The sequence below is a fragment of the Vibrio sp. NH-UV-68 genome, assembly GCF_042940635.1.
Lineage (GTDB): Bacteria > Pseudomonadota > Gammaproteobacteria > Enterobacterales > Vibrionaceae > Vibrio > Vibrio pacinii.
In genome coordinates this window covers 742,268-755,376 of sequence record NZ_CP134976.1, presented here as the reverse complement: position 1 = coordinate 755,376, position 13,109 = coordinate 742,268, and the positions used below count along the sequence as shown (strand labels likewise).

Genomic DNA, 13,109 nt, shown 5'->3' with positions numbered 1-13,109 from the left:
CCCTGACAATTATCTTAATAAACAAACGTGTAGCCAAAATGTAAGACCAATCATGTCACCAATCAGGAGAAGGACTATGTTAAATTTTAATCACTTTCCCACACCCAAATTAATTTCCGTTAATAATATCGAGCTAGAAGTGTTCGAAGCTGGCCAGCAACACGCTGGAACGCCAATTATACTTTGCCATGGCTGGCCGGAGCTTGCTTATTCATGGCGTTACCAAATGGCTGCCCTAGTAGCTGAAGGCTACCATGTCATCGCTCCTAATCAACGGGGGTATGGAAAGTCCTCATGCCCTAAGGAAGTAGAGGCGTATGATATCGAACATTTGTCTGGTGACCTTGTTGCCTTGCTCGATCATTATGGATACGACGATGCCATTTTTGTTGGTCATGATTGGGGAGCAATGGTTGTCTGGGGGCTCGCTTTACTACACCCCACACGTGTCAGCAAGATAATAAACCTGAGCTTGCCCTATCAGGAGCGCGGTGAGGTGCCCTGGATAGAGCTCATGTCACAACTACTTGGTCCGGATTATTACTTTGTTCACTTTAATCAACAACCCGGGGTTGCTGATGCCATATTAGAAGAGAACACATTTCAGTTTCTTCATAACTTGTACAGAAAAGATACTCCCACCCCAAGTGTCGAATCCGGCATGATGATGATAAATCTCGCGCAATCGGAAACGATTTCTGGGAATCCTGTGATGAGTGAGTCCGAATTAGACGTCTATGTATCTTCCTTTAGAGCTTCGGGGTTTAACGGTAGTATCAACTGGTACAGAAATCTGGACCGGAACTGGCACCAATTAGCAGATGTAAACCCTGTACTCCAGCATCCGACACTGATGATTTATGGTGATAGAGACATGATACCTCAACCGGAAAATCTGAAAGAATTCGTACCCAATGTACAAGTCATTCATTTAGACTGTGGTCATTGGATACAGCAAGAGTTACCAGAAGAAACAAATCGGGCAATCTTAAACTGGCTCAACAAATGACGTATTAACGTAACGCGGAGCACTTCGGGAGCATTACTCATTAATTTGAGTTGACACTCCCGGAGTAACGTCTGTTTAGAAAATATTTAGCCCAAATATATCTTTAATATCAAGAAGTACTCTCTCAGTTTTCTCTTTAGATAGCTGGCTTCCTTCAGCCAAAATACTAATTAGCTGTGCTTTGTCATCGAGTAGTTCGGCTCTTTTCTCTCGAATAGGTCGAAGTAGCTCTTGCAGGCATTCTTCCAAGATCTTTTTTGTTGTTCCATCGCCAAGTCCACCTCGTTGATAATGCTCCTTCAGGTGAGTAATGTAGTTTGAATCGGGGTGAAATGCATCAAGATAGGTAAAAACAACGTTTCCTTCAACACAACCAGCATCCTCTATTCTCAAGTGATTTGGGTCGGTATACATTGATTTTACTGCAGCACTGATCTCCTTCTGGGAAGCGCCAAGATTGATAGCGTTCCCCATTGATTTTGACATTTTATTCTTGCCATCTGTGCTAGGCAAACGTGAGGCATTGCTAAGTAGCGGACGACATTCTTTAAGAACCGTTTTTCCTGCTAGGGTGTTTATTTTCCTAACAATTTCATTCGTTTGTTCAAGCATAGGCAGTTGATCATCCCCTACAGGAACAAGAGTCGCATTGAAAGCCGTAATATCAGCAGCTTGAGAAATGGGATATGTCAAAAAACCAGCTGGGATTGAGCGCTTGAAACCTTTGTTTTGAATCTCACTTTTCACCGTAGGATTTCGCTCTAAACGCGCTATTGTCACAAGGTTGCTGTAATACATCGTTAGTTCAGCCAATGCGGGTAACTGCGACTGGAGACAAATTGTCGTTTTACTTGGGTCAATGCCTACCGCCAGATAATCGGCGACGACATTAAGTATATTGGAAGATACCTTAGATGGATTGTGAGCGTTATCTGTTAAACCTTGCATGTCAGCAACAAGGATAGTTTGGTCGTTAGCATGCTGTAAAGCAACACGCTGCTTCAGTGAACCAATATAGTGGCCAAGATGCAATGGGCCCGTAGCTCTGTCACCGGTTAAGATGACTTCTGAATTTTCAGAGTAGTGGTTAGTGTTCATGTTCGTCTCCTAGTAAATAGATCGCTACTGGAGATAATCAGAACACAGTCTTAGCTACCTTCCAGCAGCTTAAGAATGTGAAAATCCTGTGCCGCTCTAGTTAGAGCGCCACCAAGAGAAAAATGATAAAGGTGTCGAGTTACGTTTCATCCAAGCAAACTAACAATAATTGGTTCTAAACTCAACCCCCAGAGTAAATACTTTCAACTAGTACACTCGCGTCTGAAACGGCAAAACAAAACCACAACAATAAAAATGGAACACAACTTTAGCAAACTAGAATTAGAAATAGATCCGAACATAACTGTAAATTACATTGACCCGAAATCATCTACTTTAGCTGCGTTGTCTCGCTGACAATTAACGAATGACATGGAATCCCCTCCCGATGTTCTGTCGGTGGCTATTCATGTTATACGCGTGGTTGAGTCCTAAGTGAGATACTCATTACGCTATGGTTTGGCTCACTTTCAATGCCAACCGCTAGCCAACCCCCCTGTGTCAGGCTAGTTGTCACTGTTAAAAAATAACCAATTAAAGGGGCGGTGACAGAGGAAATATATCTCGTTACTCACAAGAAAGAAAAGAAGCTGTATTGAAAAAGTTGTTACCCCCGCACTCTCGCTCTGTAGCCGAAGTAGCAAAAGAAGAAGGCATCAGTGATGCGACGCTGTATTATTGGCGCAAACAACTTCGAGAATCAGGAGCCGTTGTGCCAAACAGTCATATTCCTTCAGAGCATTGGTCCGCGCAAACTAAGTTAGCCATTGTCGCTGCGACGTTTTCTATGACAGAAAATGAATTAAGCCAGTACTGCCGTGAAAACGGGTTGTACCCAGAAGAAGTCCAGCAGTGGCGCAGCGAATGTATGCAGGGGTTCATGTCATCGAAGGAGCGTGAAGCCGAGGCAAAGAAACAAGCTAAAGCCGATAAGCATGAAATCAAAGAATTAAAAAAAGAGCTTCGCTTTAAAGAGAAAGCATTAGCGGAAACGACAGCCTTGTTGGTGCTAAGAAAAAAGCTGAGGGCCTTTTACGGGGAAGAGCCAGAGGACGACTAACCTCAACCGAAGAAAGGCAAAATATCGTTACGCTTATCCATAAGGCATGTCAGAGCGGCAGTCGCTTAGAGCGTGCGTGCAATGAAGCTGAGATAGATTTACGGACTTACCGTCGCTGGTATCAGCGCGGAAAGATACAAGCTGATGAGCGACCAACGTCGTTAAGACCTGAGCCTGTTAATAAGCTCTCAGAGCAAGAGCGGCAAGATATTATTGATATTAGTAATGCGCCCGAGTATGCCAGTTTGCCGCCAAGCCAAATAGTGCCAACACTGCTGGATAAAGGTCGGTATATTGCCTCTGAAGCCAGCTTTTATCGTGTATTAAAAGCGGCAGGACAACTTAACCGTAGAGGCCGTCAACGTAGCCGTAAAAAATCATCAACACCAACAAGCTACACAGCGACAGGTCCAAATCAGGTATTTACTTGGGATATTACGTATCTACCTTCAGGTGTTCGTGGACAACATTATTACCTTTACCTCATTGAAGACATCTACAGTCGAAAAGTTGTTGGGTATGATGTCTATGACCGAGAGTGCGGAGAGATGGCATCTCAACTACTTCAGCGCACGCTGATGCGAGAGCAATGCTTCAATCAAGCATTGGTGCTGCACTCAGATAATGGTGCGCCAATGAAGTCGTTGACGTTCAAGGCAAAAATGGAGGAGCTTGGCATTACTTCATCTTACAGTCGTCCTCGAGTGAGCGACGACAATCCGTATGTAGAGTCACTGTTCCGAACGCTTAAATATGTTCCGAGCTGGCCATCAAAAGGGTTCGAAAGCCTTGAACGAAGCCGTTCTTGGGTAGAAAGCTTCGTAATCTGGTACAACACGGAGCATAAACATAGTCGGCTGAATTACGTGACACCTTCAGAGCGACATAGTGGAAAGGATACAGAGATTTTAAAGAAAAGAGCTAAGGTGTTGATGGCACATCGCCAAGCAAAACCAGAACGTTGGTCAGGTAAAACATAAACAGCATTAACCCACACCACTTCTGAACTACCATGTAGCTCTTGACATCGAGAGTAAGCTAAACCACCAGTTTCTTACAGCAAAAATAACAGGAGGAAGCTCAGATTTCGCCTTGTAGATATCTACAAACGAAAACTCAGTCCATTTACTTTGAAATAACCTTTCTAGTTCTGCCCAATACGGACTAATCTCATCACAAACTTCAAATACTAACGTGTTCATATCCGATTGTGTTCTAAAAGCGTATAACGCCAGCTTCTTACGAATCCCCTCATAATTTCTATATAAAACAATGAGTAGACGCGCATCGCTCATTCTGATCTAATGAATTTCGCCAAAAACACACCTGATTAAATGGATTTAATAGGCAGCCCTAACGATGCGCGATGTTCAAATTCTACAGCAAACACTCGAAAACCAATGCCCTGACATTCACAAAAAACGACTTAGATCTCTGATGCTTGCAACCAGAACGGTACTTGACGGCTCTGATCTCACCCTCACTAAAATTGGACGAGCTCTCGACACTGATACTACGGTGAAACATGCCATCAAACGTATCGACCGATTGCTTGGTAATCGCAATCTACACCGTGAAAAAGAGTCCATATATAAATGGCATGCGTCCTTTATTACCCGAGCCAATCCTTTTCCTGTGGTGCTTGTTGATTGGTCGGATGTTCGTGAGCAACTGCGCTATATGACATTACGCGCTTCGGTATCCGTTAAAGGTCGCGCCGTCACGCTTTATGAGCAGGCATTTGAGTACAAAAACTACAACTCACCCAAGAGCCATCAACACTTTCTCGATAAGCTTCAATCCCTACTCCCCCAAGGCTGCACCCCTATCATTATCTCCGACGCTGGCTTTAGAAATACGTGGTTCAGGCAAGTCGCCAACAAAGGTTGGTTCTGGCTTGGGCGTGTTCGGGGCGAAGTCTCGATTAAGTGTGGCGAGGGCTCTTGGCAATGGAATAAAACCTTTTATCCTCAAGCATCTGATAAGCCGCTGTTTTTAGGAGAAAGCCAACTTGCTAAGCGCTCACCGCTTAAGTGCTTTGCTTACTTATACAAGAGTCATCCCAAAGGCAGAAAAGCCCATCGCCATAGTCGAACCTGCCAGAAACACTCGGCTGGAGAAGTGTTCCATAAAGGAGCGAAAGAACCTTGGCTTCTGGTCACCAACATCCCCAACCATGTACTTAACGGCATTAAAATTACCCGTTTGTACGCCAAAAGAATGCAAATTGAAGAGTCGTTCCGAGATCTAAAAAGTCCAGCCTACGGGTTGGCACTTCGCCATAACCGAACACGTTGCACCAAACGCATTGATATCTTGTTGCTCATGGCATTGATGGCCGAAATCATCATGTGGTGGAATGGCTTAATCGCCATGCAAGCCAAATGGCATTATGACTTCCAAGCCAACACCATCAAGCATCGTCGTGTGCTCTCCATTCCTAGACTTGGTAAGGAAGTGCGTTGCCACCGGAGATACCGAATACAAGAGTCCCAATATCATTGGGCAATGGTGGAATATCAGCGCCTCACGCATACCTGTGGGTTGGGGGAATTATGAGGGGATCCGCCAGCGCCAGCTTAAACCGCAGACAACGCACAAAAAAGCCGCGGCATTGCACCTTAAATACTAAATTCACCGCAAATTAAAAATGTCACGCGTTGTTTGTCGGTTTGAAGCTTCTGTTATGTGTTAACTTTATGCTCCATTATGAGTTTAGTTTTTTCTGTACATACCACCTGAAACCCATGAGCCTCATAAAGTTTCACGAGATGCTCTTCACAGCGAAGATATATTGTCGGTACTCTTAACTCACCAGCCTTTTTTTTAGCAAATTTGATTAATGCTTTTGAAATACCTTTTCCACGTTGCTCTATAGGAATATAAATCCCATCGAGCCAATAGTTATACTTCGGATAACTAGAGTACTCACGATATTGAAGCTCTCCAGCTCCTGCCAACTCTCCATCAAGATGAGCTACAAATGCTATTCTATTCGAAACAGAAGATACCTTTTCAATAACACTTTCAAGAGTAGCTCCCGAATCCTTGCAATCCCATTCGTTAAAGTACCAATTGGCGATAGTCTTTATCTCATCTGGATAATCAGTTAAATTTGAAATTTTCATTTTCCCTCATTCACCTCTAAATTGTACTAGTAAATTATGACTTTACTTTAAACTGCACTTAATAAGGAAAGCACCAATAGCATCAACCGCGGCTTGCTGAGGGCAGTTCACAAACCGTGATTGATGCATTGTTTCTATGTCTTCAAACTGATGTTTTAACTGACAAAGATAACCCGATTAAACTTGAAACTTTTTAGAGTGGTTACTGAGTTCCTCTGCCGACTGAGCGACACTAGAGCTGGTCTGCATTAGTTGATTTGTACTTGTTGCCGTTTCAATAGAGCTCTCGCTAATCTCTTCGATTCGTTTAGCGATATCACCGGTTACCTGAGACTGTTCTTCCGTTGCGGTGGCAATCTGATCCATCATTTCATCGATTTGCGTCACTGCGTCATTAATTTGTTCAAATGTTTTGCTGGTGTTCAATGAGCGCTGACTCACTTCCTCAACTTGCAATACCTTTTTCTCCATTCCTGAGATAGACTTGTTCGCAGCTTGCTGGAGCGTCATAACCATTGTTTGAATATCCGTTGCAGAGTCTTGGGCTTTTTGAGCCAAGACACGGACTTCATCAGCGACGACTGCAAACCCTCGCCCTTGCTCTCCAGCTCTCGCCGCTTCAATCGCAGCGTTAAGAGCCAATAGGTTTGTCTGTTCACTGATGCTATGGATGACGGTAATAACCTGATCAATGTTTGCACTGCTGACTTTAAGTTGCTCCATTTCTTTTGCCAAGTCTCTCATGTCAACAACGAGTTGCTCTATCTGCTGATTTCCTTCATTGAGAAGCTCGATTCCCTCGATGCTTTTCTCTTTAGCATTACGTGAAGACTGAGAAGCAGATGCAGAGCTCGTCGCGACTTCTTGGAACGAAACATTCATTTGATTTACCGCGGTAGCAACAAGCTCTATGTTTTGATGCTGCTGCTTGATCGCCTGGGTGGTGCGCACTGCAACGTTAGAGGAGTCTTGAGCACTTGTTGTAAGTAGCTGACTGGACTCGACAATGTGTTTAATCAATGCCCTAAGGTTCAGCGACATTTCTCTGAGTGACGAATATATTGTGCCTTCTCTTGTGTTGTTACTAAAGGTATTGGTTAACTTGCCTTGGGCTACTTGATTCGCAAGCTCCATCATTTCTAATGGCTCCCCACCCAAAGGCCTTTTGATAATACCTGACAAGTAGATGGCTACAAAGGATATAAAAATAATAGAAATACCAAGTGTCACCCATGTGTTAAACTGCATTTTAGCTATATCAGCAAACGCTTCATTACTTTCTATTTCTGTCACTATTGCCCAATTGAACCCATCAACGTGGATTGAGTTAAAAGATGACAGAGTCTTTTCCCCTCTGTACCCTAGCACTTCCCTTGTCTCTGCATGACCACCCAACGCCGACTTAACCGCTTCTGTGTTCATTCCATTTTTTTCTACTGTTCCAGCAAAAGACGCATTGACACTGTGACTGCTCGCGGACCGCATTGAGTCCGATCGCATTCTGAAGTCCTCTCCTACTAGATAAGTTTCAGAGGTTTCCCCCATACCATCGTCTAAATGCATGATGTTATTTATTGCCTCTAAGGACAACTGAAGCGCCACATAGAGCTTAATAGCGCCCTTCTGGTCATAAATGGGGGTTGCTAGGAATGAGGATGGAGCATCACCAGAAGGCGAGTAACGAGCGAAGTCAGCGATGCCTATTCGCTTACTCTCGGATACGCGTTTGATGAGCGACGCTAAATTAGAATTCGAATATGGTCCAGAAAAGACATTCGTATTGAGGTCTTGTTCTTTTTCAACAGTGTGAAAGATCTCCCCTTGAGGCTCTACGAGTAGAACATCATAGTAGCCATAGAGGTTTGCATATCTTTCATAAAACGTAACTCCTTCCTTATCAACAGGAACAAGGGCCCTTTCAATCGTTCTCTCACCCACCAGTATCCAACTCAAATCTTCAGAAATTCTTACCGTTTTCCACTGAGTCATCACAAGCTGGTTATTATAGTTTCGTGCAATCGCCATCCCTTCAGAGCCATCTTGAGCGCTTTCAACACTGTAAATGTTTAAGGGCTCTGAGTTTTTGTGTGACTCTACCATGGTTAAAAAAGGCGCGTTTGACCTTAACTTTTTATCCGGCCCCACTAAGAAAGTGTATTCATTGACCGACGCTTCATTATCGCTACTGACCAAATTTTGGTCGACCCTTTCTACTGGCAAACGCAGTGCCACGTAACCAAGCAACTTGCCTTGTCGGTTCGAATCTGTCACGGCTTCAACCAGGAAAGCAGAGAACTCATCCGCTGGTGGATAATAGGAAACATCACCCCAAAATGCTTTGTTACCCGAACCTTGTTTTTGGGCTTTAGTAAATGCTTCATTTAACCCTGATGAGGCGATTGTTGAATCCGAAACGTTCAAACCAAGGTCTTTTAACTTGGCGGCAGAGTAGATAATATCACCATCAACGTTTAGAAGTAACGCATCATGCCAATCAAAGCTGGTGCGATAAGTCTCAACATGAGCACCAAAAATACTGTCATTGATTCTCCATCGAGCATTGTCTTTGACGGCCTCATTCGGTTGAAAGGATTGACTGAAAGCCTTTATCGCTTCTTTCGTGTCGTAGCTCTGTGAAAAAAGAGAGAGCTCTGTCTCTAATTGAGACACTAAAGCCTGAATTCGACCAGCCTTATCTCGAACATCTTTATCTAGATTGTAAGCCGACTGATCATAGAAAGAATTCACCATCTCAGACAAAACACTCATGTCACTCCTTCTATCGTCTAAAAACTCCGTCAACTGCTCTTGCTTCACAGAGCGCACCGACTCGAGATTATTAAACGCTTTATTGCGCATGGCATGTTGTGCCGTCGACAGCGAAGATATTGAGGAAATGATCACTGGCAAGATACCAACGAGTAATAAAGAACCGACGAGCAATGTCGATAAGGGAAGCTTATTTAAGGTGCTGTTCATTATCCAACCTTATCCAGTTATTTTCATTTCGAAACGTTTCGATGCGATAAACATCTCATAAATTGACACAAGTTATGAGAAAAGTAATATTACAATTGTCTTATATGTGACACATGTTACATAAACAAATGCTAATTTAAACGTTTTCTTTACCCTGAATTACCACGGATGTTTACTTGTCAAGTCGCCATAGCGCTATGTGTGACATTGATTACGTGCTAGGTTCTAAAACAATCCAACTTGCGAGCTAGCATTCACTTTTACAATAACTGGGTATGAATATGAAAACAGCCAGCTTGATCCTGACCGCATTGACTTTGATGAGTAGCCAAGCGATAGCTAAAGATACACTCGCCATAGTGGTCTCCACTCTGAACAACCCCTTCTTTGTATCGATGAAAGATGGCGCCGAGAAAAAGGCAAACGAATTAGGGTATGACATGATCACATTAGACTCTCAGAACGACCCGACCAAAGAGCTCTCTAATATGGAAGATTTAACGGTACGAGGCGTGAAGGCGATACTGATTAACCCTACTGACTCTGACGCCGTTTCCAATGCTATTCGTATGGTCAATCGTACTGGCATTCCCGTTATTACACTAGACAGAGGAGCAACACGAGGAAATGTTGCTGCACACATCGCTTCAGACAATGTCGCTGGTGGCGAAATGGCAGGTAACTTTATAGCGGATGCCCTAGGGAAAAATGCGACAGTCATTCAACTTGAAGGCATTCCTGGAACCTCTGCAGCTCGTGAACGAGGTGCTGGCTTTATGAATGCCAAAGACAAAGCGCAATTAACACTTCTCTCTTCTCAACCCGCAGACTTTGACCGAAGCAAAGGATTGAACGTGATGGAAAACTTGTTGGCTTCGTACCCGGAAGTGCAAGCTGTTTTTGCGCAAAACGATGAGATGGCACTCGGCGCTATCAAAGCGATTCAAGCCTCTAATAAGAGTGTTCTAGTTGTCGGATTTGATGGTACTGATGAAGGTATCACTTCTGTCAACAATGGCGAAATGGCCGCAACTATCGCACAACAACCTGAGTTAATCGGCGCATTGGGCGTAGAGATAGCGGATAAAGTCTTGCAGGGAGAAACGGTCAATAGTTACATTCCAGTCCCTTTGAAAGTCATCACTGTGAAATAATGTAATGTGAAGCCCTAAAACCGGTCCCTGTCACAACATGTTTTGTTAACGGGGACCTAAACAACTGACACTCTCTTAAAAACGGATTCACAGTGCAGCGAGTAACCAAAAAATGAAACTGAACAGAGCATGGCGTCACAACAACATCTGGGTAATTTTTAATGTTGTTTTAGCGTCTTCGATCGTGCTCTTTGCTTATTACTCTTATTACAACTGGTCATCTCTGGTATTAGCCGCGAAAAAAGAACAGGAAACCCATGTAAGACTGCTCAATAATTCCGTCATGTCTTTTCTGAAGACGCAAGAGTCCCTTTTAGAGGTGTTGGGCAAGCAGCTTATTTATCGAAATGGTTTTCCTACCCGCCCAATACATGACTCTCTGCTCGACAACGCCATGGAGACCTATCCCGCATTCATTGGTCTAGGCTTGGCAGATTATGATGGTAAGGCATTGGTGGTCAGCTCCAACTTCGATCTTGAGCATTTACCCAACTTAATGGAACTGGCACAAACTAGAGTGTCTTACATGGAAGCAAGAGACAGTAATAAGCTGCATACGGGTCCAACGTATACCATCAACACCCTGGACAGTCAGGCATTGGCCATTCCCGTTCGTAAAGCTATTTATTTGGACGACTCAAACAAGGCCGTGGCGGTAATGACGGCGGGGGTTAGACTTGACAAATCCTCTCTATTTAAAGACTACAATCGAACAAATCAAACTCAAATCATCGAAATCATCCGTAAAGACCGCTACCCTTTATTTACGACGGATAAAAGCACTCTTTATACTCAGCCTATCGAGCAACACTACTACAGTGAGTTAATGAAAAAACTCCACGGCAGTGGTGCTGTTTCAACCTTCAACTTCGTCGACCCCAGTTCAGGGAGCTCGCGTCAAGTAGTTGCACTATACAACAGTTACCTGGATTTTTGGTTTGTCTCGAAACTTGATAAACAAATGATCCAAGAGACGTTTTATCACAGAATGATGCTTAGCCTCGCTCCCTTAGCTCTTTACTTGCTCTGGATGTTTAAACTCACTCAATCAGTCGCCAACGCAGAAGAAAAAAAGAAAGATGAGATAATGAAACTCGCCCACCTTGACTCTCTGACGGGACTAGGTAATCGCTCTTTAGCGGTAAAAAAAATCGATCAAGCGATTATAAGTAGTGCCCAAAGCAGGCATTACTATGGCATTGTGTTTCTTGATATAGACAACTTTAAAACAATAAATGACACCTATGGGCATGAGCATGGTGACATCCTGTTGAAGGAGACCACAAAACGTATTCTCCATTATTTACGAAAGCGTGACTCTCTGACTCGCTTTGGAGGCGATGAGTTCGTCATTTTACTCCCAACTTTTGAGTTGGACTTACTTGCTGCTCAAGAACAAATCGCATCGATTACTTCAAGGATGCGCCAAAGACTCTCTGAGGCCTACAAATTTGAACATTATGAGTACAGTAGTAGCGTCAGTGTTGGAGTTGTACTGTTTAATAGCGCATCTCAAACAAGCTCCGAGTTACTCAAACAAGCCGACATTGCAATGTACAATGCAAAGCGCTCAGGTAAAAATAGAATCAGCTTTTTTAAGCCAGAGATGCAAAAGACGATTTCTTCCAATTTTGAACTAGAAAGAGACTTACGAACGGCATTAAAAGAGAAGCAGTTTGAACTCTACTATCAACCGCAAGTGAATGAAGATGACATCGTTATTGGTGTTGAAGCACTCATTCGCTGGAGACACCCCTTAAAAGGATTAGTAAGTCCTTATCATTTCATTCCTTTGGCCGAAAGCATAGGATTAATAATGCCTATAGGCGAATGGGTACTCAAAACGGCTTGCACGCAGTTGGCTAAGTGGCAAGGTGACTCGACCAAATCCCATTTGTCGATTTCAGTCAACATCAGCTACCAGCAGTTCCGCTCGAACAACTTTCCCAAGGTCATTCAAAAGCTAATGGAGAAATATAGCATCCCTGCAGGTAAGCTAAAGCTAGAGCTGACTGAAACCATGTTAATTGATGACATAGAGCAAGCAATACAATGCATGAACGAGGTCCAAGCCTTAGGTGTTGAATTCGCTTTGGATGATTTTGGTACAGGATACTCATCATTGAGCTACCTTAAAAAGCTTCCTATTAGTCAGTTAAAGATTGACAAGTCTTTCATTTGCGAACTTGAGTCGACGCCAAACGCCCGATCAATTATTGAGACGATTATTTCGCTATCCAATATTCTTGGGTTGCGTTCAGTTGCTGAAGGCGTCGAAACGAAATACCAACGAGATTACCTCGAATCATTAGGATGTATCGTGTATCAGGGTTATTACTACTGTCAGCCTCTACCGATTGAAGAGGTAGAGAGTTACATAGAGAGCACTCATTTTTCTAGCTTGTAACTTGCGTCATCACTCCTAATGGTTTTCGCACTTACCAAAACGATCACATGTAACACGTAACACAAAAGCTCTGCAATGAAATTGCACACAAATTAAATACACGCCCACGCAAAAGACTTGGATATAGGACACCAACGGAGGATATTCATGCGCATCTGTAGAAAGTGTCTCACTTCGAACTTGATACTAAATGCTGACTTTATTCGTGCTTTAGTGTTTCGCTTGCGAGAGCGTTGGCAACATCTAGATGTTCAAATTGATGAGATGAGTGTGC

Annotated in this window: 7 protein-coding genes and 2 pseudogenes; 6 read left to right on the top strand and 3 right to left on the bottom strand. The window is 43.4% G+C overall.

The window, feature by feature from the left end:
- The first annotated feature begins 76 nt into the window (after nt 1-76).
- Nucleotides 77-1,009, top strand: coding sequence for an alpha/beta fold hydrolase (locus ViNHUV68_RS17765; protein ID WP_391090372.1), 933 nt, complete (start codon nt 77-79; stop codon nt 1,007-1,009).
- 75 nt (nt 1,010-1,084) lie between these two features.
- Here the strand turns inward: ViNHUV68_RS17765 and trpS are convergent, their stop codons facing one another.
- On the bottom strand, nt 1,085-2,107 hold the full coding sequence (gene trpS / locus ViNHUV68_RS17760) for a tryptophan--tRNA ligase (protein ID WP_391090370.1): 1,023 nt from the start codon (nt 2,105-2,107) through the stop codon (nt 1,085-1,087).
- Between the two features lie 559 nt (nt 2,108-2,666).
- Here trpS and ViNHUV68_RS17755 point away from each other — a divergent pair.
- Nucleotides 2,667-4,135 (top strand): annotated as a pseudogene (locus ViNHUV68_RS17755) (IS3 family transposase); the annotation flags it as partial.
- A gap of 391 nt (nt 4,136-4,526) precedes the next feature.
- Entirely contained in the window at nt 4,527-5,726 is a 1,200-nt protein-coding gene (locus ViNHUV68_RS17750) for an IS4 family transposase (protein ID WP_391090368.1), read from the top strand.
- A gap of 125 nt (nt 5,727-5,851) precedes the next feature.
- Here the strand turns inward: ViNHUV68_RS17750 and ViNHUV68_RS17745 are convergent, their stop codons facing one another.
- Nucleotides 5,852-6,295: a GNAT family N-acetyltransferase gene (locus ViNHUV68_RS17745; protein WP_391090366.1), complete on the bottom strand. Its 444-nt coding sequence runs from the start codon at nt 6,293-6,295 to the stop codon at nt 5,852-5,854.
- 177 nt (nt 6,296-6,472) lie between these two features.
- Nucleotides 6,473-9,274: a methyl-accepting chemotaxis protein gene (locus tag ViNHUV68_RS17740; protein WP_391090364.1), complete on the bottom strand. Its 2,802-nt coding sequence runs from the start codon at nt 9,272-9,274 to the stop codon at nt 6,473-6,475.
- Nucleotides 9,275-9,555: 281 nt separating this feature from the next.
- Between ViNHUV68_RS17740 and rbsB the strand changes: the two genes are divergently transcribed.
- The 3 genes and pseudogenes from rbsB to ViNHUV68_RS17725 all read left to right on the top strand — a co-directional run.
- On the top strand, nt 9,556-10,428 hold the full coding sequence (rbsB, locus tag ViNHUV68_RS17735) for a ribose ABC transporter substrate-binding protein RbsB (RefSeq protein ID WP_391090362.1): 873 nt from the start codon (nt 9,556-9,558) through the stop codon (nt 10,426-10,428).
- Nucleotides 10,429-10,540: 112 nt separating this feature from the next.
- Entirely contained in the window at nt 10,541-12,835 is a 2,295-nt protein-coding gene (locus ViNHUV68_RS17730) for an EAL domain-containing protein (RefSeq protein ID WP_391090360.1), read from the top strand.
- Between the two features lie 28 nt (nt 12,836-12,863).
- Nucleotides 12,864-12,996 (top strand): annotated as a pseudogene (locus tag ViNHUV68_RS17725) (IS30 family transposase); the annotation flags it as partial.
- Between the last annotated feature and the right edge of the window lie 113 nt (nt 12,997-13,109).